The 26726-nt window shown below is 66.8% G+C and carries 22 protein-coding genes; 3 read left to right on the top strand and 19 right to left on the bottom strand.

The genetic code is table 11. The features are described 5' to 3' along the window. Window positions 1-10 precede the first annotated feature (10 nt). The 15 genes from QYL93_RS10955 to QYL93_RS11025 form a co-directional block, all read right to left on the bottom strand. Window positions 11-1912: a hypothetical protein gene (locus QYL93_RS10955; RefSeq protein ID WP_305743686.1), complete on the bottom strand. Its 1902-nt coding sequence runs from the start codon at window positions 1910-1912 to the stop codon at window positions 11-13. Window positions 1913-1919: 7 nt separating this feature from the next. Further along, window positions 1920-2348 carry a hypothetical protein gene (locus QYL93_RS10960; RefSeq protein WP_305743687.1) on the bottom strand — a complete coding sequence of 143 codons (429 nt, stop codon included), beginning with the start codon at window positions 2346-2348 and terminating at the stop codon, window positions 1920-1922. Further along, window positions 2345-3817 carry a LamG domain-containing protein gene (locus QYL93_RS10965; RefSeq protein ID WP_305743688.1) on the bottom strand — a complete coding sequence of 491 codons (1473 nt, stop codon included), beginning with the start codon at window positions 3815-3817 and terminating at the stop codon, window positions 2345-2347. Before QYL93_RS10965 ends, QYL93_RS10960 begins: the two co-directional genes overlap by 4 nt. Before the next feature lie 3 nt (window positions 3818-3820). Continuing rightward, window positions 3821-5044 carry a hypothetical protein gene (locus tag QYL93_RS10970; protein ID WP_305743689.1) on the bottom strand — a complete coding sequence of 408 codons (1224 nt, stop codon included), beginning with the start codon at window positions 5042-5044 and terminating at the stop codon, window positions 3821-3823. A gap of 42 nt (window positions 5045-5086) precedes the next feature. Continuing rightward, window positions 5087-6958, bottom strand: a complete 1872-nt coding sequence (locus QYL93_RS10975) for a hypothetical protein (RefSeq protein ID WP_305743690.1) — start codon at window positions 6956-6958, stop codon at window positions 5087-5089. A gap of 12 nt (window positions 6959-6970) precedes the next feature. Next, on the bottom strand, window positions 6971-8707 hold the full coding sequence (locus QYL93_RS10980; protein WP_305743691.1) for a hypothetical protein: 1737 nt from the start codon (window positions 8705-8707) through the stop codon (window positions 6971-6973). Between the two features lie 4 nt (window positions 8708-8711). Beyond that, the gene (locus tag QYL93_RS10985) at window positions 8712-9104 is read right to left on the bottom strand and encodes a hypothetical protein (protein ID WP_305743692.1); all 393 of its coding nucleotides are present in this window, start codon (window positions 9102-9104) and stop codon (window positions 8712-8714) included. After that, window positions 9101-12184: a phage tail tape measure protein gene (locus tag QYL93_RS10990; RefSeq protein ID WP_305743693.1), complete on the bottom strand. Its 3084-nt coding sequence runs from the start codon at window positions 12182-12184 to the stop codon at window positions 9101-9103. The genes QYL93_RS10985 and QYL93_RS10990 overlap by 4 nt, the downstream gene beginning before the upstream one ends. Window positions 12185-12285: 101 nt before the next feature. Further along, entirely contained in the window at window positions 12286-13104 is an 819-nt protein-coding gene (locus tag QYL93_RS10995) for a hypothetical protein (RefSeq protein WP_305743694.1), read from the bottom strand. Window positions 13105-13137: 33 nt separating this feature from the next. Continuing rightward, window positions 13138-13554: a hypothetical protein gene (locus QYL93_RS11000; protein WP_305743695.1), complete on the bottom strand. Its 417-nt coding sequence runs from the start codon at window positions 13552-13554 to the stop codon at window positions 13138-13140. A gap of 393 nt (window positions 13555-13947) precedes the next feature. Next, on the bottom strand, window positions 13948-14313 hold the full coding sequence (locus tag QYL93_RS11005) for a Mor transcription activator family protein (RefSeq protein ID WP_305743696.1): 366 nt from the start codon (window positions 14311-14313) through the stop codon (window positions 13948-13950). A gap of 39 nt (window positions 14314-14352) precedes the next feature. Continuing rightward, a complete protein-coding gene (locus QYL93_RS11010) occupies window positions 14353-15213 on the bottom strand; it encodes an ATP-binding protein (RefSeq protein ID WP_305743697.1) in 861 nt (286 codons plus the stop codon). Further along, on the bottom strand, window positions 15197-16033 hold the full coding sequence (locus tag QYL93_RS11015) for a hypothetical protein (protein WP_305743698.1): 837 nt from the start codon (window positions 16031-16033) through the stop codon (window positions 15197-15199). The genes QYL93_RS11010 and QYL93_RS11015 overlap by 17 nt, the downstream gene beginning before the upstream one ends. Before the next feature lie 34 nt (window positions 16034-16067). Continuing rightward, complete coding sequence (locus QYL93_RS11020; protein WP_305743699.1) at window positions 16068-16259, bottom strand: hypothetical protein; 192 nt, start codon at window positions 16257-16259, stop codon at window positions 16068-16070. A 224-nt stretch (window positions 16260-16483) separates the two neighbouring features. After that, window positions 16484-16963 carry a hypothetical protein gene (locus QYL93_RS11025; RefSeq protein ID WP_305743700.1) on the bottom strand — a complete coding sequence of 160 codons (480 nt, stop codon included), beginning with the start codon at window positions 16961-16963 and terminating at the stop codon, window positions 16484-16486. Window positions 16964-17046: 83 nt separating this feature from the next. Here QYL93_RS11025 and QYL93_RS11030 point away from each other — a divergent pair, with 83 nt between their 5' ends. Next, entirely contained in the window at window positions 17047-17754 is a 708-nt protein-coding gene (locus QYL93_RS11030; RefSeq protein ID WP_305743701.1) for a S24 family peptidase, read from the top strand. A gap of 29 nt (window positions 17755-17783) precedes the next feature. Here the strand turns inward: QYL93_RS11030 and QYL93_RS11035 are convergent, their stop codons facing one another. The 3 genes from QYL93_RS11035 to QYL93_RS11045 form a co-directional block, all read right to left on the bottom strand. Next, window positions 17784-19082, bottom strand: coding sequence for a DUF445 domain-containing protein (locus QYL93_RS11035; protein ID WP_305743702.1), 1299 nt, complete (start codon window positions 19080-19082; stop codon window positions 17784-17786). Window positions 19083-19110: 28 nt separating this feature from the next. Continuing rightward, a complete protein-coding gene (locus tag QYL93_RS11040; RefSeq protein ID WP_305743703.1) occupies window positions 19111-20250 on the bottom strand; it encodes an aminotransferase class V-fold PLP-dependent enzyme in 1140 nt (379 codons plus the stop codon). Between the two features lie 104 nt (window positions 20251-20354). Continuing rightward, window positions 20355-23621, bottom strand: coding sequence for a carboxyl transferase domain-containing protein (locus tag QYL93_RS11045; protein ID WP_305743809.1), 3267 nt, complete (start codon window positions 23619-23621; stop codon window positions 20355-20357). A gap of 183 nt (window positions 23622-23804) precedes the next feature. Here QYL93_RS11045 and ltaE point away from each other — a divergent pair, with 183 nt between their 5' ends. Next, window positions 23805-24872: a low-specificity L-threonine aldolase gene (ltaE, locus tag QYL93_RS11050; RefSeq protein ID WP_305743704.1), complete on the top strand. Its 1068-nt coding sequence runs from the start codon at window positions 23805-23807 to the stop codon at window positions 24870-24872. A gap of 9 nt (window positions 24873-24881) precedes the next feature. On the opposite strand, the gene QYL93_RS11055 is transcribed toward ltaE, so the two are convergent. After that, window positions 24882-25598, bottom strand: a complete 717-nt coding sequence (locus tag QYL93_RS11055; protein ID WP_305743705.1) for a YggS family pyridoxal phosphate-dependent enzyme — start codon at window positions 25596-25598, stop codon at window positions 24882-24884. Window positions 25599-25636: 38 nt separating this feature from the next. Between QYL93_RS11055 and QYL93_RS11060 the strand changes: the two genes are divergently transcribed. Beyond that, window positions 25637-26680: a type IV pilus twitching motility protein PilT gene (locus tag QYL93_RS11060; RefSeq protein ID WP_007855993.1), complete on the top strand. Its 1044-nt coding sequence runs from the start codon at window positions 25637-25639 to the stop codon at window positions 26678-26680. Window positions 26681-26726 lie beyond the last annotated feature (46 nt).

Raw genomic sequence — 26726 nt, forward strand, 5'->3', positions numbered from 1 at the left:
GCGGGGGCTCCTATGCAGGGTGGGTCTCGACGGTCAGTACCTGGCGCAGCGTGGGCCGCTGCCACTCCAGGGATGTGCTGCGGACGAGGCCCAGGTGCGCGGCGCCGCCGTCCACATAGCGCACCAGGGCGCCGGGCTTGATGAGCCCCGTTTCAGACAGCACCGGCAGGCGCAGACTCAGCAATGCCTGCACGCCGGTGTTGCTCAGCTCGGCGCGCCCTCGCTGGCGGGCGGCGTCCACATGCGTGATGAGCGGGTGCGTGACCATGGGCGCGACCACGTTGCCCGCAGTGCCAAGGCGCGTGACCTCACCCAGCACACCAGCCCCCACGCCGCTGACGTGGACCCGGTTGTAGGCAGGCCTGCGCACCCACTCGGTGCCCTCGATGCTCACCACCGCGCTCGGCAGCTCGAAATCCGGCGTGAGGTCGCCCCAATCCCACGGCGCGGCGGGATAGCGAGGCACCACGCGCACGATGGCATCGGTGTCGTGCGGCTGGATGGTGGCGCCGCCGGCCTCGGCGATATCGAGCAGCGCGTCCATGTACACGCCCTGGTGCGACCACAGGCCACCGGGGACCAGCCAGTCGTCGAGCCCCCAATCCACCCCCCACCCGATGGGCACGCCGTTGATGGCCAGCGTGTCGAGCATGAGCTGCTGCGCTGTGCGGGGGCTCGCGTTGCCATGGTTCAGCACCGGCGCATACGGCGCATCAAGGACGGCGGACCGGCCGCGCCCCTTAACGCTGATGCCGTCGCGTGCGAAAGCGCGGTCCCGTGTGTAGCCTTCGGCCACCAAGCGGTAAGGCTCGCCGTTGACGGTGGCGAGGATGTCCACGGGATCGCCGTTGGCTGCAGGCTGCACCAGGGGCAGCTGGTGCGCAGGCATCGAGGCGGACCAGGACCAGGTCCATGAATCGACATCCAGGGACAGAGAGAAGGCCGAGGCCTCCAGCGGCACAGCGCCATCGACGCGCAGCAAGGTAAGGCTGTTGACGGTCATGTAGACCCTCCGTACAGGCACGACGATGGTCTCGCCCGGCTCAGGGCCGGGGCCATGTCGTTCACAAGTGAAGAGCAGCCGCGCGGGCAGGCCGCGCGCGGCCGGGACTTTGAAGAGCAGACGCACCGGCAGCTCGGGCAGGTAGCAAGGGTCCTTGTCCGGCGGCTCGGGCGGCCAGATGACGCTGCGGCCCGGGCGCGGTGGCCACGCATCCTGATACCGGCTGCGCGGGCCGCTGGTGATCGGCACGGCGATGCCCATGCCATGCAGCCAGGGCACGCCCAGGCGGTCGGCCTGCTGGTAGCACTGACGCACCGCCGCTGTTTCCAGCAAGGCGCGCTGGAAGCCCTGGCCAACGCCAGCAACGATGCGCACGGTTTCCTCGAACCGCTGGCGCACCGGCACCTGCAGGGGTACATCCGATTGAAATCCGTTGCGCACGGGCTGCACGTCCAGGCGGCGGGCCTCCTCGTAGGCCGTGGCCACGGCGCGCTGCAGCTGCAGGGTGGCCTGCCAGGATGTGCGGGCGGCCGTGTGCCCCAGAGCAGCGTCATCCCATCCGGAGTGCTTGCCCACAGGCAGCGTGGCCGAGTCCTGCCAGCCGCTGCGGGTGGCATCCAGCTGCTGGCCGGCTTCCTGCCAGGCGCTACGGGTGCTGCCCACGGTGGAGCGGTCCACGTTGACATCGTAGAGGGCTTCCACGCGACCGCGCAGGCCTGCCAGGGCACCTCCGCCCCGCAGCCGCACGCCCAACCGGGCTCGCATGCGCCCGCGCAGGCCGGACAGCTTGCCAGTGCCCTGCAGGGTGACCGGCGGGATGGATGGCCCACTGTCGTCCTCGCCGAAGACCAGGAGAACAGGTACGCCGTTGACGGGCGGCTGGCGAAACGTGAGGTCGGTTGATGCCACATCGCCCTCACCCGAACGTCAGCGCGCCCAGCAACACCAGCCCGCCGGCCTGCAGCGTAGGGCTGTCATCGCCTGGCGCGGTTGTGCCGCCCACGATCGTCAGGTCGCCGTCGAGCTCGTGCTCGGCGTCCACCGTCTTGCCGTCCGCCACCAGCTTGGCGTCGCTGCGCTCCCACCGGGCCCACTTCGGCCTGCCGCTGGTCAGCACCATCGCCCCCCCGCTCGCGGGATGCAGGGTCATCACCCCGTCCGCGAGCGTGGCGCAGGGCTTGGCCAGGACGATATCCACGATGTGAGGCGCCCCTGGGTCGCCGCCCGCGGCGGGCTGGTCGGTGGTGTAGAGCCGGATCCGCGACGGGCCGCTGGCCCCATCGGCAAAGGCGATGGTGGCCGCGAGCTGCGCGGCGATGTGGTCGGTGCCGAGTGTCCAGGTCATGCCATCTGCTCCGGTGTCAGGTTGTCGGCGAGAGTGGCGCGGTAGTCGTGCGTGTGGTCAAAGGCCTGCACGCAGTAGACCTCCGCCCGGTTGATGTGCTCGAAGCGCCAGGTTCCATCGGGCTTGCTCCACTGCTCGGACACGGTATATCCATCGCGCTCGCGCTGCAGACGCACCTTGCAGACTTTGGGGAAGTCCGGGGTGCCGTCTACCTCGGTGGCGCCGTACAGGACGCCATCGCCGCCGAAGTAGTGGTCCCGCCCCGGGCTAACCCTGTAGCCGGCAACTCCGACTGGGGAAAAGCTCAATGCCACCCCTGGCATGGAGTAGACGGACATGCCTGCGTGAGCGGAAGGAAGGGGAAGAGCCCCCACCATGGACTCGTAAGCAGCGGACGGCGGAAGAAAGCTCGCCGTCCAGGGAGCCCGCCCTTTGACGATGCGCAGTTCATCGATGTAGCCAGTGAAAGGTCCGTTTTGCCCACCACCGTAGAAGTAGGACCCGAGCACGCAGGGCCGTGTGGGGCTGACCACGCAGGCGGTCGCATGGGTGACGGTGTTCTCCAGCACGCCATTGACGAAGATGCGGAAAACATTGCCCTCGCGGGAAACAGCGATGTGATACCAAGTGTTCAAAGCCACCGTAGTGGTGGCCATGCAAGACAGGTTCCCGAGGACGCCGTTCTCTACGAAAAACTCTGGCTTGCCGTTGGTCAGGTAGAGACCATAGCCACCGGCGCGCGGCCCGTCATTGCACGAGAAGAGACACGGGGCATTAGAGACATGGGCGATCGAACTTGCCCGGACCCACAGGTCGATGCCAAAGTCCTCTGTCTGAAGATCAAAAAGGGGGCTACCCGCGGCTCCAAAGTAGGCATAGTTCCACAGTGCCGGAATGCTCAGAGAGGTGCTGCCGAACTTGGATGCAGTCGTGCTGTAGGAGGTCCCTGATTGATTGCTGAACAGCACCCTCTGAACGCTGCTATCCGCCCAGCCGCTGTTTTGCCCATTGGTGCCGTCCATGTGCAAGAGAGCGACTGTGAGGTTTGTCAACGCGGTGAAGACAATCTCTGTGCTGACAGCGTTTGCGCCTGGCCATGCGAACCGGCCCACGGTCCCCATTGGCTCCCATCGCGTGCCAGACCAAAACTGCAGGTCCAGATGCGAGAGAAACGTGTTCTGCGCCGCGCCAGAACCCACGCGAATGCCCGTGACGTCGGCAGCTGATGTCAGCTCCCAATGAATCCAGAAGCCCTCAGATGTGCAGTCGGCTCGTTCGAAGGTGCACAGGGTGGATGTGTCGCTGTCCTGGAGGTTCGCAAGAGCGCCGGAAGCAGGCGTGTGGCTGCAGGAGATGGTAGCGGCTGTATCCACGCGCGTGGCACCGGCATAGAGTTGGATTTGGCTCAGACTGACAGCCCCAGTCCCGTACGGAGTCAGGGCCTTAGCACGCCATTTTGTGGTGACCATGGATCAGGACCTCCAATCGCGCGTCACGTCGATAAAAAAGGCAAAGTCATTGCTAGCGGAACTCAGCGTGCCGCCCTGTGGGAAACACATCAGCTTGGACCCGGCAAACGAACCCACACCGTCAATCAAGGTGCCACGGGCAAACACACCGCCGCCTGTATTCGACTGGGGCACAAAGGCGGCGCCGGGGAAGGTGCCGCGAGGCCCGTAGGTTTCCAGCGGTGACTGTCCGACTACAACCTCTGCCAGGAGCAGGCCATTGGTGGACTGATTGGGAAACGGCCCAAGGGCGTTGTTGTCGGCCCCTGAGGCCCCTGTAGTTCCAGATCCGACACCTCGCCATGCAGCGGACACGGTCGCCCCCAGGCCGGTGAAACCGCGCATGAAACTCCCTGCACCGGAGGATGCTGAGTTATAGCTTACGCTCACAGCGTTGGGCATGGAACTGGTCACCTCGACGACTGGGGCAATCAGCGCCGCGCAGTAGGAGTCACCCGCACGGTATGGCTTGATGTCACCAAACCAGTGGGCTGGTCCATTGAGCGTTGCAGACCCCGAGAAGTGAGGAACAGGGATGAAGTAAAAACCCCGGCTGTCTCCCACCACGGCCCAGGCTTGCGCGGCAGCGGAGGCCACATTGGTCTTCCACCAATAGGTCCCGCCGTTCAGGCGAACGGTGGGAGGCGCCATGTTGGTCCCGGTGTCCACATCCGTCATAGATTCGTACATGTGGGCCCGAGCAGAGAAGGTCGTTGCAGGGCTTGCAGCCGAATCGAGGATGCGCAGGTAGGGGCGGGTGGACATGGGGTCCAGAGGCCGAAACACGGCCTTTCCTGCGGCAGTGAATGGCTCCTCCCAGCCAAGGGGGGCCATCCTGAACGAGGCACTGGACAGGGTGGCCATGCCATCGGGCATGTCCGTCAAGAAGGTTACCGAGGTGGTGCTCACGGTCTCCACGCGCTGCTCACCGTTCAGGGCCGCATAGGTCCCGGTGATACCGCTGATGGCTATCACGGACTTCGGCAGTGCGGCGCTGGCGGGGGCAGTGAAATTGATCGTGGCCACCCCGCCAGCAATCGTCATGGATGTCATCGCCTTGATGCCAAAGCCGGTTTTGAGCACTGCTTCCAACAGAGCAATCAGGCTACCTGAAGCGTTGTTCAGGACGGGCGCCCCGGCCATGGTGTCGAGGAAGTACTTGGTAGAGGTGCTGACGAGAGAAGCCATGGTGTGCTGGTCCTATAAATGGGTGGTGTGTGGCGCTGCGCTTCAGGCGCTTGGCGGGCGATCCACGCCGCCGCGCCCAAGGATTTCGGTCTCGTAGTTGGTGCCGGCGGGTGGCCCCATCTGCACGGTGCGGATGGCCGCTATCGAGGCCATGGCGCCCACCGTGGTGATGAACAAGGCATTGCCCGGAATCCAGCCCTCGCCCCAGCCGATGGCGGGCAGGAACAGGTACGGCACGCCCGTATCGGGGTTGATGGGGGCGAAGTCCACATTGATGCTGTGGATGCCCTGCGACCCGGTGTATTCGCCGATGAACTCGAAGGTCGTGTTCGAGCGCATCAGGGCCACCCAGCGCTGCGTGATGGCGCCCGCGTTGGTCACGGTGATGGCCCCGTTGTAGCTGGCCAGCGCCGCATTGCCGACGATAGAGTCGGTCCACTGCTGGTTCCAGCTCACCTGGTCCCAGTGCGGCAGCACGCGGGCCTTGAGGTCGCCGGCCACAAGGGCTGATGACACGACGGAGCCGACAGGGAAGTCGTGCGCGAGCTGGCCCACCAGCGCCAGGGTGCCGTCTATCTGCACATCGCCCACGCGGATCAGCTGCTCGATGCGGTGCTCGATGGTGACGGGCTGGGCCCAACCGGTGGTGTTGGCGATGGTCACCGTGCCGGCGTCGAGGTCGGCCGTGTAGCCGGTCTGGATCACCACCCCGTCGGCGCCCGTGATGCGCACGCGTGAGAGGCGCTCGCGGCCGGTATCGATGGTCTGCCCATTGCCCACGGCCGCGGGCCCGACCTTGCCCGAGTGCCCGATCACCAGGTGGCCGCCGCGGCGGATCATGGGCACGCGGCCATCCTGCGGCAGGCGCACGGGGTCGAGCCCCAGGATGTCGGCGTCGATGGGCAGGTAGTAGTAGGCCACGCTGTTGTAGCGCAGCGTGGTCGGGTCCACGGGCCACGGCCGCCAGATCTTGTCCGCCTGCACCGCACCCACGTCGGCAGGGTCGTACCACCACTCCAGCTTTTGCGCCGGCGTGAGCGAGCTGTCGGGCACGAAGTCGCCGAACTGGATTTCATAAACGCCAGTCTGGTAGTCCAGGCGCCCCTTCAGGTGGGTGCCCGCCAGCAGCCCGTCGGGGTCGGCCGTGGCCGTCAGGGAGTTGCCCTGTGTGTCGGTGAGCAGCAGCACGAAGCCGCCCGGGGCCAGTGGCGCGGCCTGGGTGCGCCCCATCAGCGTGGCCGTCTTCCAAGGCGCGCGGCGGGTCCACAGGCTGTCCAGCGTGAAGGCGTCCGGGCTGCCGTTGACCACCCAGTCGGTCATTTGGGCCAGCCCCTGGGAATAGTCCATGGTGCCCGAGGCGATGCCAGAATTCGTCTCGGTACGGCCGCGGTAGATGGTGCCCTCGAAATCGCGGTAGACGTGGCCCATCCAGGTGAATTGCACGCTGCCCGGCACCACATAATCGGCCGAGAGCGGGCAAAGGTCGATGGTGAGCAGCGGCGGCGCGAAGTTCTGGACATGCCCGTTCGTATCGGTGAAGCCCGTGCTGTAGATCACGTACACATTGCCGCCGGCCAGCATTTCCTCGCTCACAGCCGAGGTGGTGTAGACCCCGCCTTTCGCACTGTCGCTGCCCCCGCCACCCTGGCCGTTGCCCAGGTTGGCGAAGATCTCCGCATTCTCGAAGTCGCTGTTGTAGCTTTGGGTGCGCGAGTCCTGCGAGGTCACGCGGACCGACAAGGTCTTGGCGGTGTAGTTGCACACGCCGTGGTACGGGCCGAAGGTGCCGGCGCCGTTGTCGTGCAGTTCATGCGCGATCAGGTCCTGCGTCTTGGACGCAGAGGTCCGGGCCACGTTGTAAGTGTTCTTGGCGCCGCTCGTACCGAACGTCTGTTGGGTGGTGGTGTAGGTCATTGCGTGGGTGTCTCAAACATCGCTGCGGAGGGCGTTGCCGCCGGGCATTTGGGTCTTCAGCCACCCGTAGGCCACATTCGTGGTGGAGCCGGGCGCCACCGATGCGGGGGCGTTCGCGGTCGTGGTGACCACCTCGGAGGGCATGGCCACGCCACCCGAATAGGCCAGGCCGGGCTCCTTCTGCAAGTTGGTGCCGGAGTTGCTTCCCTCGGTCGCTGATACCGTGCGCGTGGTGAGCCAGAGCACGACCATGGTCCCCGGCGTAGGCACCTTGGCCAGCGTCATGTTGACGAAGCCCGAGCTGTCGGGATTGAGGCCGCTGAAGGTCTCCACCTCGGTCTCGGAGTACTCGAATGCCATCTGGAACTCGCCGCCCGGGTCGGGCATGGCAGCGGGCCGTATGCGCAGGCGCCCGGTCGCATACAGAATCTGGCCCGTGGCATCGCCCGTGAGCCCTCCGGTGCCGTTGTCGTTGGCAGTCTTGGTGACGCCGCCGGACTGCCAGGTCACCACCAGGGTGCCCGGCTTCACTTCGTCGTGCTCCAGCACCAAGTCGAACTCGGGTTTGCGGAACGTAGCACCGCCGGCCCGGTTCATGTAGCCGACCTTTTCACCCCATTGGACAATCACGCTGCTGCCCACGTCGGGCATCTCCTGCAGCGTGATGGCCAGGCTGCCGGTGGTGTAGACGATCTGACCAGCGCCCGGGCCCGTGAACGCCCCCATCCCGTCATCGACCACGGTGTACCAGTTGCCCAGGGCCATGTAGCTGATCACCACCGTGCCAGGCGCGGGCAACGGGAGCAGCAGGTCGGTGTACGCCCGGCGGCGATTCTCCTGACCAATCTTGATGCGGCGCGTGTGCGGTGCGGCACCCACTTCCACACGGCGCGGAGTCTCGGCCAAGACCATGTTGCGCACGGCCGCAGGGCGCAGGTCGAGCGCCACCGTCTCGGTACGCGCGCTGGGCACGAGCTGGGTGTAGACGCTGGCCACCTTGATGGAGGCCGCGCCCAGGTCGGCAACTGCGGTCAGCGTGGTGGCGCCGTAGTAGGTGGCGGCGTCGGCCACGGTGGTGTCGCGCAGCACGGTGCGATTCGCCAGCCGCACGAAACTGCGATCCGGCGGTGAGCCGGGGAAGTTGAAGCGCAGATCGTCGCTCAGCTCGCACACCACCACATCGGCGGTGTAGTCCACATACCCGTTACCCACCGAATAGCTGAAGGTCCGCGTTTGCACCTCCACGCGGTTGATGCGGATGTACTGGCGGCGCTCGGTCGGCTGGTCTTCGTTGTAGACCAACACCAGAGTGCGACCGATGGCCGGCGTGACGCTACCAGGCCGCTGGAAGACCTGGATGCTGTTCTGCCCGGCGACGTGGTTCTCCAGCAGGTAACCCGACCACTCCGAGGACTGGATCAGGTAGCTTTCGATGGAATTGGCGATCTCGGTCCGGCGCGCGAAAGGCGCGCACTTGGCCAGGGTGATGCAGACGTTCGCGTCGTTGGGCGGCTTGGACACGATGACCTGTGCGCCCAGGTAGGTGTCGGTGTTGTTGGTGCGCACGGCCAAGTGCAGCTGGCGGACCGACACGTCGCCATTGGCGCGGTCCAGCTCGGACACGTCGTTCCAGATGCCATTGCTGCCGCCATCGGGGATGGCGGTGCCTGTAGGCCCGCCCCCGCCCTCGGGGTCATCGGTCATCACACGGGATGCGAGCAGCTTGATGTCGCCGGCAAGTATGGTCATAGGGTCAAACCTCGATCAATCGCACGGTGGCGATGTAGGGATAGGAGTCGGGCGGCAGTTCGGGGCGTGCCACGGGCACGGCCTGAAGGGGCTCGCCGCCCGGGGCGAACATCACGGTGAACTCGCGGCCGTCCGCGTGCGTGAATGGGTAGGTCGCATCGGGCACGGATGCCAGCTCACGCAGGTCGTGCAGCATGCCGCGCGCGATCCACCCGGCGTCCTCGACGGCCTGCAGGGTGATGGGCCGGCCCGCCTGGCGCACGGCCGCATCGACCAGCAGCGCGCCCGTGAGGCTGTACTCCATTTCCTTTTGCACGGGCGCCCAGTCGTGCTCATCGATCCAGACCATCCCGCAGGGGATGGGCAACGTGCCCAACGTGTGAAATGCGGAGTTCATCGCGAGGTTCCCTTTCCGTTGGTGAGTTCTTCGAGGACGCTCTTGAGCGCGGTGGCCCCGTCGGGCGTCGTTTTCACGCTCTTGGCCCCGGACGGCAGGTTGAACACCACGGTGGTGCCCAGGCCCGGGGAAATGCCCCGCTCCCGCGGACGCGTACTGCGGCCCTCACCATCCTTGCTGTCTTTGCCGTCCTTGCCGTCCCTGCCGCTGGTCTTGGGAATGCCGGCGCCGGTCTTGTCGACCGTGTCCTCGGGCTTTTCCGGGGCGGTGTTGAGCAGTTTTTGCTCCAACTCCTGCAGCTCGCGGCGCTCGTCGGCGCTCAGGTCGATCTGGGTGACCAGGCCGTTGCCCTTGCTGCGCAGGCGGGCGAGCGCGCGCAGTTGCCGGGCACGGCGGGCCTCCTTGTTGTCGCGGTTCTGCTCACCGTAGAGGTTCGCCACATCGTTCGACACGTCTTTGTCGGACTCGCCGGCCATCACACGTTCGCCGGCCGTATTGAGGGAGTAGCCCTCCTTGTCCATCTTCCACTTCTTGCGGTAGGCCTCGGCGGCCTTCTCCGCGGCGGCGGCCTCGCGCTCCAGCAGCTTGATCTGGCGCTCGGTGTATTCGGCGGACAAGGTGTACTTCATCAACACCTTGTCCATGGCCTCCTGGTGCGCCTCGAGCGCCTCCTTGCTCATCTGCCAGCCACCCGCCAGGTTGGTGAGCCCCGAGCCTGCCTTGTTGATCAGCTCCAGATGCGACTTGCCAGAAGCGTCCACTTCAAGGCGGTAGCCGCGCGCACTGGCCTCGGCCGCCACCCACGATGGAGCAACGCCATTGTTGGCGGCGATGGCATCCGCAGCGGCCTTGCGGAACCCGGCAGAGAGGTCCGCGGCCGTGCTGGTGCCGGAGCTTTTGATGGTTTCGTAGGCGGCCTTCGACTCGTCTGCCGTTTTCTTCAGTTCGGCAGTGCTGGTGACGCCAAGCGTCTTGAATGCCTCCTTGAGCGCTTCGCCGGTGACCCCAGCTTCCGTCTTGGTTTGGCGAAGCGCGGCCGCCATCTTTTCCTGGGCGACGGCAGCGGCCTGCCAGTCCCCGTTGGCGACGGCCGTCTCATACTCCGCCCGCAGCGCCGCAATGGCCGCGCGATGCTCCTGCGCAGCCTGCTTTGCCAGCTGCTCGTCATTCATCTTCTTCTGATAGGCTGCACCGGCCTTTGCAGCCGCCTCGGCACCTGCCTGCTGTTCCTTGTTGAGGGCCGCCTCAGCCTGGGTAGCTGCATTGGTAACAGGAACCGCGCTTTCAACGGTGGTTGTCAGCCCTGCCCACCCTCGCTGCGCAAGCTGTGCTCCCTCGGTGGCCGCCGCAAAGGATTCTTCGGATTTTTTTGCCAGCGCCTCAGATACGGCCCAGGTAGCTCCGGCAGACTCACGGATTTCCGCCGCACTCGAAGCGAAATGCTTCGATAGAGGGCCTAAGGGGAGCTTGGAGCCGAGTTCAAACAGGAAGGCACGGAGGGACTGGTAGTTGGAGACCACTCCCGCAACCGCCTCACCAACTTTGTAAATCACACCCATGGTGCTGAAAGCGCCAGCCGACATCACGCCCCATACCAGCTTTACGGTGTTGCCGGCGTCAGTAGCGTACTCACCCAGCGTTACGAATGCAGCCTTTGCACTCTCTGCGAAGGCAGTCATGCGCTCAGTGACTGCGTCCATGTCCACATTGGCAATGAACTCGCGGATGTATTTCAGTCCAGCGGAGAAAGCTGCAGCAACGGCCTCTCCGAACCGGCCCACGGCCCCATCAGCCACAGCTGCCCTCAAGACGGCCGTCAGCTGCTCCACCCCCTGCTTGAGCACCGGCAGCACCGGCGTGCCCAGGGTGTCCTTCACCAACTGCCAGGCCGAGCCAAGCGAGCCCAACGCCCCATTGAGGTTGTTGCGCATGGCCTCGGCCATGGCAGCGGCGCTGCCTTCGGAGTTTTGCAGCCGGCCGGTGAGTTCATCCAGCGCACCCGTACCCTGGCCGATCAGCTCGCGCAGCGCAGGGCCGGCCTCCTCCCCCACCGACTTGATCGCCTTCGACCCTGCGGGGCCCGCAGCCGCCAACTGGTGCAGGGCCTTCTCGAAATCGGTGGTGGTAATGCCCGCGTTCGCAAGCTCGCTGCGGAAATTGCTGGCCGGGTCGGAGAACTGGGTGAGGATGGTTTTCAAGGCCGTGCCCGAGCGGCCCGCGTCGAGGCCGGCGTCGGCCAGCTTGCCCAGCATGGCGACCGTGGGCTCCAGCTTCAGCCCCATCTTTTGCGCAACGGGGGCGGCTTCGCTCAGCGCCTCGCCCAACCCGACCACATTGGAGTCAGTGGCCTGGGCGGCCAGCGCCAGCACATCGGCGTAGTGGGCAGCATCCGAGAACTTGCCCCCCATCCCGCCGATCACCTTGGTCAACAGCTCGGATGATGTGGCCAGATCGGTATTTCCGGCGCCTGCCAAGCTCACGACGGCAGGCAGTGCGCCGATGGCATCGGTGGCGCTCAGACCCGCCTTCGCCAGATTCTGCAGCGCCCCCAAAGCCTCGACGCTGGAGAAGCTCGAGCCTGCCGAAGCCTCTTCCGCGGCCGTCTTGAACCGGGCCATCTCCTCAGAGCTGGCGCCCGTGGCGGCCTGCACCTTGCTCATGGCCTGCTCGAGGTTCGCAGCGCCCTTGATCACGCTTCCGAAGCCATCTTCACTGAATAAACCGGCAGCGGCCGAAGCCACACCTTTGGCCACCGTGCCCAGACGCGTGGCCACGCCTGCGGCCGCGCTGCCCAGCGTCGCGGTCACGCCTCCAGCCGACTTGCTCAGGCCCGCGAACACATTGGCAGCGACCGGGGCCAAGGCCGCAAGCACAGTGCCCAGACGCGTCGCCACGCCTGCGACCACCGTGCCCAGACGAGTGGCCAAACCTGTGACCACCGGGCCCAGGCGCGTGGCCACGCCTGTAGCTGCGGTGCTGAGCTCCGCGGCCACGCCCGCTGCCGCCGTGCTCAGTTTCGCGAACACGCCGGACGCCATGTCTCGCGCTTGAATCAGTATCTGGATGACTTTGGGGGCCATGTGTTGTGTGCTCAGGTTTGGCTACGGCTTGCATTGGTGCCGCGCAGGCAGCGCCATGGCAAGCCGCAGGGCGCCGAAGCGCCGTGCGGTTGGAGAACGGATCAGGGGATGGATGCGCCGCGGCCGTCCACGTAGACCGCCTGCGTGTTGGCGGCCTTGAGCACTTCCAGGCCGAACTGCATCTGCACGAACTCGGTGCCCTCGGCGATCACGGGGATTTCGCCGCTGGGGGTCAGGGTCACCTTGGGCATGAACCAGTCGCGGTTCGTGCCGCTGGCATTGGAGGCCACCACGCGCATGCGGCCCGACAGCTCGGTCTTCGAGCCCGTGGTGACGCGGGTCCAGGCCCGGGCCGTGGTCTTGTAGCCAATGCTGACGCCCACGCGCTTGGAGGGCGCGGCAGCGGCGGCGATGTCAATGGCACCGCCCTTGACGATCTGCACGCGGCCCAGGGCGGGATCGACGTTGTAGTCGTCGCCCACATCGTAGGTGGTGGCGCCGTCGGCGCTCGTGACCACGATGTCGGTCACGTCACGTGCGCCCGATGGGTTGTCGTTGGTCTCGCCCAACTGGTAGTACAGCCCGCCGCCCACGCTGTGGGCCTCGCCAGCGATGGTGGCTGCAGCCTGGTTGGTCGTGGACTTGGCGCCCGACAGGAACAGCGCCAGGTTGTCGGCACTGAAGTTGTCGCAGGTCACATTGCCGGTGCGGTTCACTTGCACCACCAGGGCTTCGTCCTTCTCGCGCAGGCCTTCCTCCGAGCTGTAGTGCTCGGCCTTTTCGGTCTCCACCTGCAGGGTGAAGCCAGGGCAGTTGCCCAGGTAGATCTCGCCGGTGGGCAGTTGGTTGGCGTCGAACGGGTCGAAGTACACGCGGCCGCGCGGAATCGCATATTCGTTCTTCTCATGGGTCAAAGACATTTCAGGGCTCCTCAGTAAGGTCGGTTGAAGGGATCACTCGTCCACGCCGTCGAACTTGGCGGACGTGGCAAAAGACAGCGAGATGCCGGCACGGCCCTCGCCCAGGGACTGGGAGATTTCGCCTACCGCGCCGAGAGCCATTCGCTCCCAGATGCGGCCGGTGACATCCCCAGGAAACCAGCCATGAAAGCTGGCCAGGATGGCGGCGAACGCCGCGTCCAGCTCGAGGGCAGCGGCGGCGCTGCGGGGCACGCTCAAGCGCATTTCCCACGAGGGCGAGACCGAAGTGGCCATGGCCTTCGCATCACCCACTTGCACGGTGCCCACGCGCAGGGTCAGCTGCCGGTCGGCGCCGGGGCCTTCGGGCACGGTGATGCCGCTCACCACCCAACCCGACAGCGCGGGCAGGGCTTCCAGTCGTTCCTTGATCGTGGGTTCCAGGGCCAGCATGGTCAGATGTAGTAGTGGGGGAAAACAAACCCGTTGCCGTCATCCGATGCCGAGGGGTCCGAAGCGGTGCCGCTGCAGCGGTTGATCCCGATGGGACAGTGCTCTGGAGCGCAAAGCGAGCTGTTGGCGCTGAAGGCGGCAGTGCACTCTGGCGCTGTTCCCTCGAGCGCGCAGCCTGAGTACGATTCGTCGCGGAGCCTTGCGGTGACAGGGTTGTGGGCTGGGTGCATGTCCTGAAGGATGCCCATTTGCCTGTCTCAAATCTCGGAAAACTGAGATGACTTGTGTGCGGCGAGGAGGTGTCCAGACTCCCGCGTTCGGCCTCGCCGCGCCCGCCAAGATGCGGGACGCGCATGGCGAATGCCAGCTGCAACGCGCCACCGACTTCGGCTATTACTCGCTTCTATTTCTCTCCAGCCGGCTTTGCTTGATGAAGCGGTACACCGACGACCTGGAGATGCCGATCTGGCGAGCCACGTCCGTGGCGTTGCGTCCGTTGAACAAGGACAAGACCTGGGCCACCTGGCGCTGCCGCTCCACGGCGCCACGCGCGGGAATGTAGACCTCTTCGCCGCAGAACTCAGCGCGCACAGCGGACTTCGCTGCGCTGAGCTGTTCACCGGCGATCTGAGGGAACTCGGCTGACAGGTAGTCGAACATGCGGTCCACCAGATCGGGCGCGGGCGCTGCGAGGGCGGGCAGGGAGGCACGCGCTGGCACGGCCTTGACTGGATGGGCGATGGTCTTTGCTGTAGTCATGGGCTACCCGGTTCGTGCATGGTCGGAGGTGGCAGGCGCTCATCCATGGGCCGCCTCCTGGCGCGCGCGGGCGCGGTAGCTCTGGCCGGCAAACGTCACGATGCGGGCGGTTTCGGTGAGCCGGTCATAGACGCGCTCGCCCAGCACCTCGCGCAGGCCCGGGGGCTCCGCAGGGTCGTCCCGCTTCAGCTTCAGGTTCGCCAGCAGGATGGTGGGCACCATGTCCCGGTAGCGGCGGTCCATCAGATCGAACAGGATGTTCTGCTCGCTCTCGGTGCCGTACTGCACCCCGATTTCATCGATCACCAGCAGAGGCACGCTCGACAGCGCTGCCAGCACCTGGCCCTCAGATTTCTCGGCATGGGGCCGCCAGCTCGCGCGCACCGTGCGGATCACCCCCGCGCAGGTGGTGTACAGGCCCACATGCTCGGGCAGGATGGCCTGCAGGATGCCGGCGGCCAAGTGGCTTTTGCCAGTGCCCGGCGGGCCCAGCAGGATCAGCGAATCGCCCCGGCGCGCCTTCTGGTCGAAGTTGTCCGCGAAGTCCTGCGCTATGGACAGGGCGCGTTTCTGCTCGGCGGTCTCGGCCTGGTAGGTCTCCAGCGTGCGTCCAATGAAACGCCTCGGTATCGCGGCATCGTGCAGCAGCGCCTCCAGCTTGGTGCGCGCGACCGCGGCCGATGCTTCAGCTGCAGCCTGGCGCTCCCGGGCAGCCTTGTGCTCCTCGCATTCGGGGCACGGCGTCCACACCTCCCGCCGCAGGCGGCCGATGGCATAGCGCACGCCAGTGCTCAGGTACTGGCCATGCTGGGCACAGGTCGCGACCACCTCGCCCAGGCTCTCACGACCAGTTGCCGGCAGCACACGCTGCACAGGCTGCGACTCAGACGAACGTTCCATCATCAAACACCCCTTGGGAATAGTTGCGATCTGCCAAGCCTGTATGGGCCGATGGCTTGGCGGCAGGCGTGCGAGTCGCAGGCGCCTTCCAGTCGTTCGAGAAATGCTCGCCAGGCCCGAAGAATGTGGCGGCCTGCTTGATGAACTGGGGTTCGGTGCCGTTGGCCTCGCAGAACGCGGCATAGCGCCGAACCCCATCGGCAAGTACGGCTGGTTGGACCCCTGCCTTCACGCGGGTTGCCCACGCCTTGTGCGCGTCGGCCTTCGAGTTGCCGGGGCGGGAGGGGTACAGCTGCCAAGCGGCTTCGAACTCTTCGGGGTAACGCCCCTTGTCCACCGATGCAGCAGGTTTTCCATCACCGTCAGGTGATGCATCTCCTCTTCTCTCCTCTCCTCTTCTCTGGGTGTTCCCTGGCGTTACCTGTTGCTCCACGGCGGTTCCTGGCGCTTCATCCTTCGTGGTTGGCGTTGCCTTGCCACTGCCCCCCGTTGCTTGGCGTTGCCGATCACGAAACGCCTGCACACGCGCAGTACTGCTGTCGTCCGCGCGTTCCCGTTTCGGCTGGCGCTTCTCCCAGCGCACGACACGGCCGCCCTCGATCAAGCCCCGCTGCTCCATGGCGGTCAGGATGCTGGCCGTGCGCGTTTCGTCCGCAGGGAAGTTGAACAGGCAGTCGATGGCCTCGGTGTCGATGGAGCCGAACGCGCCGCGTTCGTCGGACTCGCTCGCCTGTTCCAGGACGTGGGCCCACACAGCCAGCACGTCCGGCAAAGACGCACCCGCTCGGCGCGCTACCAAGGGAAATTTCGGGTCGGTCACGGTGCCGTGGTGCCACCGGAACCAGCGCATTGCTTCAGACACAGGCGGCGGCCTCCAGGGCCTGGCCAGCGCGGGAGGTAGCGCAATAGCCCGCACCGAACCGGAGCCATAGCAGGCCACAGTGCTCGTGGTGATGGGTCTCGGCCAGCGCAATGCACCGCCCTGCCGCCTCACGGGCCTGCCGCTGCAGTGCCTCGGGCGTGGGTTTGGAAATGCTCGCGTTCATCAACTCCCCCTGTTTTGCTGATTCGCAGCGCCTTGGCGCGCGATGCGGCCGACTGCTGCGGTGTTTCGATGTGGAAGGCGCCTTGCGTGCGCGGGCCCAGCCCTACGACCTAGCGGCCGTTGCGGTCCAGGACTCGCACCGGCCGGCGCTCCTGCTGGTGCGGCGCAGAAGCCGAACCGGGATGTCCCGGTCGGGCCCGCGCGGGCGCAGGAACTCGAAATCGTTCAGCACTCGCATGCGACGACCTCCCACACGCGGAAGCCCTCGCGGGTCAGGTCCCGGCCGTCCACCTGCACCACGCGGGCGCGCTTCGCCTTGGAGAGTTCGGGCAGCCGACGATCGATCTGCACCACGGTCAGGCGCGTGCGAACCGTCAGCTCGTGCGCAGTCTTGGGACCATGCTGCTCCAGCGCGGCCACGATGCGCTCAGCGTGGCTGGCTTTGAACAGCTGGGCGCTCTCGGCGGCGTCCACGCTGGTGGCGGGGTCGGCGGCGCGCACAAGGTGCGTAGCATCGGCGACGGGAAGCCGCTTTCGCAGCGCAGGGTTCAGGAACGGTTCAGGATGTTTTCCCTTGGCAACAGATGGAATGTCCTGTCCGATGCATATCTCAATGTGTTTAGTAACCCCGTACCGAGGAAAACTGGTCAAGCCTTCCCCGGAAGGCAGATCATTGTGGCGCTTGATGAGTTCGGCATCGTTCATGGCCCCTATTAAACACAATGTTTACTAAACAATCAAACGAAATGTGTAGCAACATTTTGTTTAATCGTTCGAGAATTCAGGGCATGAACGAGCCATACAAACACGACAGCCTGGTGCGCCTTCTCGATGCAGCACAAAAAGCGGGCGTGCACGGACCTGCTGCCCTGGCCAAAGCCTTGAACGAGTCTGATCAGGTTGTCACAAATTGGGGAAGACGCGGGGTCTCCAAGCCAGGGGCCATGAGCGCCGAAAAGAAGCTCGGGGTGTCAGCGGTGTGGATCATTTCCGGTACAGGCGCCCCCTTCCCAGACCCAGCCTCCGTGGTGGCGCAGGGCATGTCGCCGGCACCCCTGCCGGGTGGGCCTGCGATTCATGTCCCCCTGCTGGCCAACGCCGGCAGCATGGGCCGAGGAAACGATGTGCAGCATGAAGACGTTCATGTCGGCTCCATCGCGCTTTCGCCTGAGTGGGTGACCCGCCGCATCCAGCCGACGAACGCCTCGGCCCTGCGCTTCATTCACGCCTATGGCGACAGCATGCAACCTACGTTTTCGGATGGCGACGTGCTGCTGGTAGATACAGGCATGCGCGACCCGTCACAGGCCGACGGGGTGTATGTGTTGTCCACGAGTCAACGGCTTTTCATCAAGCGCGTTTCTGGCCGCTTTGATGGTGGGTTCGACGTGAGCAGTGACAATCCCACAGTAAAGACCATCGGCTCACTGGATGGCGGCCAACAGATTTCTGTGCTGGGCCGCGTGGTGTGGGCATGGAATGGAAAGAAGCTCTGATATGCGCAGCCCCCGCAACTCCGCAGTTCCTAGCGGATCACGACCCGCCAGATCTCACCGGCGTGCGAGAGGCAGAACAGCACCAAGCCGATGAGCCCGCCCACCACCGTGCCATTGATGCGGATGTACTGCAGGTCCCTGCCGACCTGCAGCTCGATGAGGTCCGACATCTCCCGCGCATCCCAGCGCTGCACCGTGTCCTCAATATGCTGGGCGATGAAGGCCGACACATCGGGCGCCAGGCCCTGCACCCAGCGCTCGAGCCGCGCGTTGAGCGACTCGCGCAGCGCCAGGTCGCCTGCCAGCGATTGCCCCAGCCAGCCGCCCATGGCCTGCACGTTGCGTGCCACCGCAGAGTCGGGATTGTCCAGGTCGCGCTGCAGCGCCGCGCGCATGCCCTGCCACAGCTCCTGCGCGTAGCGGCCCAGCGTGGCGTCGGTCTGTAGGTAGGTGCGGATCTCCTCGCCCCGGCGCTGCCAGTCGGGGTCGGTCTGCAGGCGCTCCACCAGGCGCTGCACGGCCTCGTCGAACTGGGCGCGCAGCTGGTGCTGCGGGTTCGCCGCCACCTCGCCCAGAAGGCCGGCCAGGGCATTGGCGACCATGGCCGATCCCTTGTCGCCCAGCCAGTCGGTGGGCAGCACCTTTTCCTTGACCGGGTGGTCCTTCTTGAGCCACTGCACGATAGTGTGCGCGATCAGGTGGCGCGTCTCCTCGTTCTGCAGCAGGGTGATGAGCCGGGCCAGCGCGTCGTCGAGCAGCGCCTGGTGGCGGCCGTTGTGCGTGAGCGCGCCCAGCACCGTGGCCATGGTCTGCGACAGGTCGATCTGCCCGATCAGCGTGCGCGCGGCGCGCTGGATGAAGCGCTCCACCTGGGCATCCTGCACGGCGTCGAGCCCGGCCGACAGCAGGCGCACCGCCTGCTGTCCCAGCAGCGCGGCATGGCCCGGCGCCACCAGCCATTCGGCCAGGCGCGCGACCGGGTCGTGGCGGCGGATCAGCGCCACCAGCGACGGCGGATCGAGAAACTTGTCGCGAACGAAACCGGCCAGGTTGCGTCCGATGCGGTCCTTGTTGCGCGCGATGATGGCCGTGTGCGGGATGGGCAGGCCCATGGGGTGGCGAAACAGCGCCACCACCGCAAACCAGTCGGCCAGCGCGCCCACCATGGCCGCCTCGGCCACGGCCTTCAAGCCATTGAGCGCCAGGCCCCGCTCCACCAGGCTGGTGCCGATGAACACCGCCGTGGCCAGCAACAGCAGGGCCAGCGCCTGGCGCTTGGCCGTGCGCAGCGCCGCGCGGGCGGCGTCCGGCTCGGTGCGGGATGTCATCGTGCCGGCCCCAAGGGCAGGAGGAAGCTCAGGCGGCTGCCGCGATCTGGCCCAGCGCCGTGGACAGGTGGCCCACCGTGCGCTCCACGTTGTGCCATTTTTCCAGGCCGAACAGGCCGATGCGGAAGGTCTTGAAGTCCGGACCTTCGTCGCACTGCAGCGGCACGCCGGCGGCGGTCTGCAGGCCCACTTCCATGAACTTCTTGCCGTTCTGGATGCCGGGGTCGGTGGTGTAGCTCACCACCACCCCCGGGGCCTTGAAGCCCTCGGCCGCCACGCTCGGGAAGCCTTTGGATTCGAGCAGCTCACGCACCTTGACGCCGAGCTCGATCTGCTCGTCGCGCACCTTGTCGAAGCCGTACTCGCGCGTCTCCAGCATCACCTCGCGCAGGCGCACCAGGGCATCGGTGGGCATGGTCGTGTGGTAGGCGTGCTGGCCCTTTTCGTAGCCCTCGGCGATCTGCATCCACTTCTTGAGGTCGCACGAGAAGCTGCTGCTGGTGGTGCCCTCGATGGCCTGGCGCGCACGCTCGCTGAGCATCACCATGGCGCAGCAGGGCGAGCCGCTCCAGCCCTTTTGCGGGGCAGAGATCAGCACGTCCACGCCGGTGGCCTGCATGTCCACCCACATCGCGCCCGATGCCACGCAGTCGAGCACGAAGAGCGCGCCGACCTCGTGCGCGGCCGCTGTCAGCGTGCGCAGGTAATCGTCGGGCAGGATGATGCCGCTGGCCGTCTCCACATGCGGTGCGAACACTACCTTGGGCCGCTCGGCGCGGATGGCGGCCGCCACCTCGTCGGCCGGGCACGGCGCCCAGGGCGCCTGCGGGCCATCGCCCTGCTTGCGCGCCTTGCAGACCACGGCACCGCCGCCCAGGCCGCCGGCGGCGTCGAAGATCTGGCTCCAGCGGTAGCTGAACCAGCCGTTGCGCACGATGAGCACTTTTTCGTTGTTGGCGAACTGGCGCGCCACGGCCTCCATGCCGAAGGTGCCGCTGCCGGGCACCAGCACAGCCGTGTGGGCGTTGTAGACCTGCTTGAGCGTGGCCAGGATGTCCTGCATCACGCCGGTGAAGCGCTTGGACATGTGGTTGAGCGCGCGGTCGGTGTAGACCACCGAGAATTCGAGCAGGCCATCGGGGTCGATATCGGGCAGCAAACCGGGCATGGGAAAGTCTCCGTTGGATGGGGCGCAGGGCAACGCGCGACCATTCGGCCGCGAGCGCCTCAATCAGCCGGCCAGCTTAGCATGGCCCCTTCACACCGGAGTGGCTACCAGGTATCGACAAAGCGATGCCCCATGGGCGCCACATGCGTCGATGCCAGCCCCCGCGCCAGCCAGGCGCGGGTCCCGGCGGGGTCGATCACCGCGTCGATCTCCAGCGTGGCCGCCATGTGCATCGCTTCTCCGTTGGCATACTGGCGCGCCACCAGTTTCTGGAACAAGGCGTCACGCTCCGCCCCCTCGGGCACGGCCTCGAGCTCCTTGCGAAAGCCCAGGCGCACGGCGCCTTCGAGCCCCATGGCGCCGAACTCGCCCGTGGGCCAGGCCACGGTGAACACCGGGGCATGAAAGCCCCCGGCCGTCATCCCCATGGCGCCCAGGCCGTAGCCCTTGCGCAGCACCACGCTGAAGCAGGGCACGCGCAGGCTCGCGGCGGTGACGAACAGGCGGCTCACGTGGCGCACCTGGGCCGTGGCCTCCACCTCGGGGCCAACCATGAAGCCGGGCGTGTCCACCAGGCTGACCAGCGGCAGGCCGTGGGCGTTGCACAGCTGCATGAAGCGCGCGCCCTTGTCGGCGGCATCGGCATCGATGGCGCCCCCCAGGTGCAGCGGGTTGCTGGCCAGCAGGCCCACAGGGCGCCCCTCGATGCGCGCCAGCGCGGTGTGGATGCCGGCGCCGAAGCCGGTGCGCAGCATCAGCAGGCTGCCTTCGTCCACCAGGCCCATCATGGCGACGCGCGTGTCGTACACGCGCAGCCGGTTCTCGGGCACCACGGCGCGCAGCAGGCGCTGGTCGGGTGCCGTCCACTGCGCCACCCGGCCCTGGAAGAACGACAGGTAGTGCCGGGCCGCCTGCACCGCTGCAGCCTCGTCCTCGACCAGCACGTCGATCACGCCATTGGCGTGCTGCACGCGGCTCGGGCCGATCTGCTCGGGCTTGAAGACACCGAGCCCCCCGCCCTCGATCATGGCGGGGCCGCCCATGCCGATGTTGCTGCCGCGCATGGCAATGATCACGTCGCTGCAGCCCAGCAACGCCGCATTGCCCGCAAAGCAGCGCCCCGCTGCGATGCCCACCACGGGCACCTGGCCCGACAGCGCGGCATAGCTTGCAAAGGTGTGCACGTGCAGGCCGGCCACCACCGGCATGTCGGTATCGCCGGGCCGCCCGCCCCCGCCTTCGGCGAACAGCACCACGGGCAGCTTCTGCGCCAGGGCAATGCCCAGCATGCGGTCGGTCTTGGCATGGTTGCGCGCGCCCTGCGTGCCGGCCAGCACCGTGGCGTCGTAGGACAGGACGACCGCACGCGATTTCTCGGGCCCGAAATCGGCGCTGTTGATGCCGCCGATGCCCGTTACCATGCCATCGGCCGGGGTGTTGGCGATAAGGTCTTCCAGGCTGCGCCGGCGCGTCTGCGCAGCGATGGCCAGCGCGCCGTATTCGATGAAACTGCCTTCGTCGCACAGGTCGGCAATGTTCTCGCGCGCGCTGCGCCCGCCCTGGGCGTGGCGCCTGGCCATGGCCTCGGGGCGCGCGGCGTCGAGCGTGAAGGCATGGCGGTCGAGCACGCGCTGCAGGTCGGAGCGGATGTGGTCGGCGCCCTGCGCCGCAGCGGGGTCTTCCTTCATGCGGTCAGCGCTGTCCATGGCATCCAGCACCAGCAGCGGCTGGCCTTGCACCAGGTAGCCGCCTGGCACGGCGAGCAGTGCGCGCACCCGGCCCGCACGCGGCGCCAGCAGCACATGCTCCATCTTCATCGCTTCGAGCACGGCCAGCTCAGCCCCGGGGGCCACCACGTCGCCCTCGGCCACCGACAGTTGTACCAGGCGGGCGGGCATGGGCGCCAGCACCGCGCCTTCGGGCGCGGATGCGGGCTGCACGGCCTCCTGACCTGCAACCGCAGACAGGGGTTCATCCCCCAGGTGGCCCGCCGCCACCAGCAGCTCGGGCAGCACCGTCTCCAGCCAGCGCGTGTGCACCTGCTGGCTTTCCATCTCAGGCCGCGCGGCCAGCGCGCGCAGCAGCGCCAGGTTGGTCGCCACGCCACCGATGCGGCATTCGGCCAGCGCACGCTGCGAGCGCCGCAGCACATCGCCGAACCGCAGGCTGCGCGTGTGCACGATGAGCTTGGCCAGCAGTGTGTCGTAGTGCGGCGAGGGGGCTGCACCCGCCACGCCATGCGTGTCCACGCGGATACCGGGGCCGGCCGGCAGGTGGAAGCGCGTGAGGGGGCCGCCGCCCGGCACGGCGCCGCCCTGCGCGTCCAGGGTTTCGGCGTTGATGCGCCACTGCATGGCAAAGCCCTGCACCGCAGGCGGCGCATCGGGGTCGAGCCCCAGATCGCGCAGGCTTTGGCCCGCAGCCAGCGCGATCTGGGTCTGCACCAGGTCCACGCCTGTGACCTCTTCGGTGATGGTGTGCTCCACCTGCAGGCGCGGGTTGGCCTCGATGAAGACAAAGGGCAGTGTTGCGGAAGACAGGTCCACCAGGAACTCGAAGGTGCCCAGACCCTCGTAGAACACCTCACTCGCCATGGAAAGCGCTGCCGCCACGATGCGTTCGCGCTGCGGTGCAGGCAGCGAGGGGCTGGGCGCCACCTCCACCAGCTTCTGGAAGCGCCGCTGCAGCGTGCACTCGCGCTCTCCCAGGGACATCACCTCCCGCCCGTCGCCCAGCACCTGCACCTCGATATGGCGCGCCCCGGCCATCAGCCGCTCGACGTAGACACCATCGACGCCGAAGGCAGCCAGCGCCTCGCTGCGGCAGCGCGCATAGGCAGTCGGCAACTCTTCAGCCGACTGCACGGCGCGCATGCCGCGCCCGCCGCCACCGCCGATGGCCTTGATCACGATGCCCGCGCCGCCCTGCGCCTGCCAGAACTGCAAGGCCTCCTCCAGCGTGACGGCGGCCTGCGTGCCCGGCATCAGCGGCACGCCGCAGCGCAGTGCCATTGCGCGCGCCCGGGCCTTGTCGCCGAACAGTGCCAGTTGTTCGGGCGTGGGGCCGATGAAGCGCAGACCGGCCTGCCCGCAGGCGCGCGCGAAGTCGGCGCGCTCGCTCAGGAAGCCATAGCCCGGGTGCACGGCATCGCAGCCCTGGGCGCGCGCGATGGCGATCAGGTTCGCGCCATCCAGGTAGGCCGCCGGGCCCGTGGCCCCAAGGGCCACCGCCGCATCGGCCGCACGCACGTGGGGCGCCTGGGCATCGTCGTCGGCGTACACGGCCACGCTGGCGATGGACAGGTCCTGCAGTGCGCGCACCGTGCGCAGGGCGATCTCGCCGCGGTTGGCGACCAGGACTTTGTGGAACATCGGCGAATGGGCTGGCGACATGGGTGCTTTCCGGTCTGGCAAGTGGCCCGGCATTCTGGCGCGCGCTGCGCGCTGCAGGTGGTACGCAGGGGACAACGGCCCATGCGCATTAACCCCCAAGGCCCCACCCGCCATCGGTGCCCGCTACCATGCCTTGCATTTCCACAGCCTCCGAGACGCCCCATGCCCGACTTTCGCAGCGACACCGTCACCCAGCCCACGCCCGCCATGCGGGCGGCCATGTTCGATGCCCCGCTGGGCGACGACGTGTTTGGCGACGATCCTTCCGTGAACGCGCTGCAGGAATACGCGGCGCAGTTGCTGGGCTTCGAGGCCGCTCTGTTCGCGCCTTCGGGCACGCAGACCAACCTGATCGCCCTGTGGGGCCACTGCCAGCGTGGCGACGAAGCCATCGTCGGCCAGAGCTGGCACACCTACCGCTGGGAGGCCGGGGGCATGGCGGTGCTGGGCTCCATCCAGCCCCAGCCCGTGGAGACCCAGAGCGACGGCACCTTGCGCCTGGCCGACATCGCCGCCGCCATCAAGCCCGACGACCCGCACTTCGCGCGCACCCGCCTGGTGGTGCTGGAAAACACCACGGGCGGCCAGGTGCTGCCGCCGGCCTACGTCGCCGAGGTGGCCGCGCTGGTACGCCAGCGCGGTCTGGCCATGCACCTGGACGGCGCACGCATGTTCAACGCCGCCACGGCCAATGCGGCGAAGGCCGGCACTGATGTGTACGACGAGGCCCGCGCCCTGTGCAGCCACTTCGATTCGGCCTCGCTGTGCCTGAGCAAGGGCCTGGGCGCGCCCATCGGCTCGCTGGTGCTTGGATCACACGATTTCATCCGCCAGGCGCGGCGCACGCGCAAGATTCTGGGCGGCGGCATGCGCCAGGCTGGCGTGCTGGCCGCGGCCGGCCGCTATGCGCTGGAGCACCATGTGCGCCGCATGGCCGACGACCACGCCCGGCTGGCCCAATTGGCCGAAGGCCTGGCCGAGGCCAACCGCAGCCACCCGGTGCTGCGCGGCAAAGTCACCGTGCACCCCTGGCAGACCAACATTCTGTTCACCGACCTGCACACGGAGGTGGCCCCCGCCTTCACCGCCTGGCTGGCCCAGCACGGCGTGCGCGTGACCAGTGGCCTCTACGCCGGCCAGACCCGCCTGCGCTGGGTGTCCCACCTGAATGTGAGCGACGCCGACATCAAGGCCGCGCTGGACTGCGTGGCCATCTTCACCGGGAACTGACCCTGGGGTTCAGGCGGCGGGATACGTCCGCCCGCCGAAGATGCCGGTCCCCACCCGCACCAGGGTGGCGCCCGCATGGATAGCAGCCTCCAGATCGGCCGTCATGCCCATCGACAGGGTGTCAAAGTCCGCCAGGCCCGGTTCGCCGCTGGCCTTGATCTGCCCAAAAAGGCGCTGCGCGCGCAGGTGGAGTTCCTTTTGCACCTCGAAATCGGGGGCATGGTCAGGGATGCTCATGAGCCCCCGCACCACGAGCCGTGGCAGTTTCGCCACAGCCTGGGCCAAAGCGAGCGCCTCCTCGGGGGGGACGCCGGACTTGGTGTCGCCCCCGTCCACGTTGACCTGGATGCACACTTGCAGCGGGGCCAGATGCTCGGGGCGCTGGGCCGACAGGCGCTCGGCGATCTTCAGGCGATCCACCGTGTGCACCCAGTCGAAATGTTCGGCCACCAGGCGCGTCTTGTTGCTCTGGATGGGGCCGATGCAGTGCCACTGCAGGCTGGCGGGCGACAGCTGGCGCAGGGCTGCCACCTTCTCCACCCCCTCCTGGATGTAGTTTTCGCCAAAGGCCCGCTGGCCTGCGGCCACGGCCTCGGCCACCGCGTCGGCACCGAAGGTCTTGGAAACCGCCAGCAGCGACACCTCGGCCGGATCGCGCCCGGCAGCAGCGCACGCCTGTGCGATACGTCGCATAACCTGTTGGAGGTTGTTATCAATCGTGGTCATAATGATTGGCAAGCGTACCAAACGATAGAGGGGATCCCGTGGACATTACCCAGCTGCTGGCGTTCAGCGTCAAGAACAAGGCTTCCGACCTGCACCTTTCCGCAGGCCTGCCGCCCATGATCCGGGTCCACGGGGACGTTCGGCGGATCAACGTCGACGCACTGGACCACAAGACGGTCCACGGCATGGTGTACGACATCATGAGCGACTCCCAGCGAAAAACCTACGAGGAGTTCCTGGAAGTCGACTTCTCGTTCGAAATCGAGGGCCTGGCCCGTTTTCGCGTCAACGCCTTCAACCAGAACCGGGGCGCAGCGGCCGTGTTCCGGACGATTCCGAGCAAGATCCTGACGCTGGAGCAGCTCAATGCCCCCAAGATCTTCGGCGACCTGGCCCTGAAGCCGCGCGGCCTGGTGCTGGTGACCGGCCCCACGGGCTCGGGCAAGTCCACCACGCTGGCCGCCATGGTCAACTACCTCAACGAAACCGAGTACGGCCACATCCTGACGGTGGAAGACCCGATCGAGTTCGTGCACGAATCCAAGAAGTGCCTGATCAACCAGCGCGAAGTCGGCCCGATGACGCTGTCCTTCGCCGCCGCGCTGAAATCCGCGCTGCGCGAAGATCCGGACGCCATCCTGGTGGGTGAAATGCGCGACCTGGAAACCATCCGCCTGGCCATGACGGCCGCCGAAACGGGCCACCTGGTCTTTGGCACGCTGCACACCTCCAGCGCCGCCAAGACCATCGACCGGATCATCGACGTGTTCCCCGCCGAAGAAAAGGAAATGGTCCGCGCGATGCTCTCCGAATCGCTGCAGGCCGTGATCTCGCAGACGCTGTGCAAGACCAAGGACGGCTCGGGCCGGGTGGCCGCGCACGAGATCATGCTGGGCACCAGCGCCATCCGCAACCTGATCCGCGAGGCCAAGGTGGCGCAGATGTACTCCACCATCCAGACCAGCAACAGCGTGGGCATGCAGACACTGGACCAGAACCTCACCGACATGGTGCGCCGCAACATCATCAGCCCCGCAGAAGCCCGCGGCAAGGCCAAGATTCCGGAAAACTTCCCCGGGTGACCATGAGCCCCCCCCTGAGTCGCTTCGCGCCTTCCCCTTCAAAGGG

Source organism: Acidovorax sp. A1169, assembly GCF_030704685.1.
Taxonomy (GTDB): Bacteria; Pseudomonadota; Gammaproteobacteria; order Burkholderiales; family Burkholderiaceae_C; genus Acidovorax.

Excerpts from the sequence above, each read along its gene's own strand:
- QYL93_RS10990 (WP_305743693.1), bottom strand. The coding sequence starts at position 12,184 with ATGGCCCCCAAAGTCATCCAGATACTGATTCAAGCGCGAGACATGGCG.
- QYL93_RS11020 (WP_305743699.1), bottom strand. The coding sequence starts at position 16,259 with ATGAACGCGAGCATTTCCAAACCCACGCCCGAGGCACTGCAGCGGCAG.
- QYL93_RS10960 (WP_305743687.1), bottom strand. The coding sequence starts at position 2,348 with ATGACCTGGACACTCGGCACCGACCACATCGCCGCGCAGCTCGCGGCC.
- QYL93_RS10985 (WP_305743692.1), bottom strand. The coding sequence starts at position 9,104 with ATGAACTCCGCATTTCACACGTTGGGCACGTTGCCCATCCCCTGCGGG.
- QYL93_RS10975 (WP_305743690.1), bottom strand. The coding sequence starts at position 6,958 with ATGACCTACACCACCACCCAACAGACGTTCGGTACGAGCGGCGCCAAG.
- QYL93_RS10970 (WP_305743689.1), bottom strand. The coding sequence starts at position 5,044 with ATGGCTTCTCTCGTCAGCACCTCTACCAAGTACTTCCTCGACACCATG.
- QYL93_RS11025 (WP_305743700.1), bottom strand. The coding sequence starts at position 16,963 with ATGAACGATGCCGAACTCATCAAGCGCCACAATGATCTGCCTTCCGGG.
- QYL93_RS11005 (WP_305743696.1), bottom strand. The coding sequence starts at position 14,313 with ATGACTACAGCAAAGACCATCGCCCATCCAGTCAAGGCCGTGCCAGCG.
- QYL93_RS11055 (WP_305743705.1), bottom strand. The coding sequence starts at position 25,598 with ATGACCACGATTGATAACAACCTCCAACAGGTTATGCGACGTATCGCA.
- QYL93_RS11040 (WP_305743703.1), bottom strand. The coding sequence starts at position 20,250 with ATGCCCGGTTTGCTGCCCGATATCGACCCCGATGGCCTGCTCGAATTC.
- QYL93_RS11045 (WP_305743809.1), bottom strand. The coding sequence starts at position 23,621 with ATGTTCCACAAAGTCCTGGTCGCCAACCGCGGCGAGATCGCCCTGCGC.
- QYL93_RS10995 (WP_305743694.1), bottom strand. The coding sequence starts at position 13,104 with ATGTCTTTGACCCATGAGAAGAACGAATATGCGATTCCGCGCGGCCGC.
- QYL93_RS10980 (WP_305743691.1), bottom strand. The coding sequence starts at position 8,707 with ATGACCATACTTGCCGGCGACATCAAGCTGCTCGCATCCCGTGTGATG.
- QYL93_RS10965 (WP_305743688.1), bottom strand. The coding sequence starts at position 3,817 with ATGGTCACCACAAAATGGCGTGCTAAGGCCCTGACTCCGTACGGGACT.
- QYL93_RS11030 (WP_305743701.1), top strand. The coding sequence starts at position 17,047 with ATGAACGAGCCATACAAACACGACAGCCTGGTGCGCCTTCTCGATGCA.
- QYL93_RS11010 (WP_305743697.1), bottom strand. The coding sequence starts at position 15,213 with ATGGAACGTTCGTCTGAGTCGCAGCCTGTGCAGCGTGTGCTGCCGGCA.
- ltaE (WP_305743704.1), top strand. The coding sequence starts at position 23,805 with ATGCCCGACTTTCGCAGCGACACCGTCACCCAGCCCACGCCCGCCATG.
- QYL93_RS11035 (WP_305743702.1), bottom strand. The coding sequence starts at position 19,082 with ATGACATCCCGCACCGAGCCGGACGCCGCCCGCGCGGCGCTGCGCACG.
- QYL93_RS11000 (WP_305743695.1), bottom strand. The coding sequence starts at position 13,554 with ATGCTGGCCCTGGAACCCACGATCAAGGAACGACTGGAAGCCCTGCCC.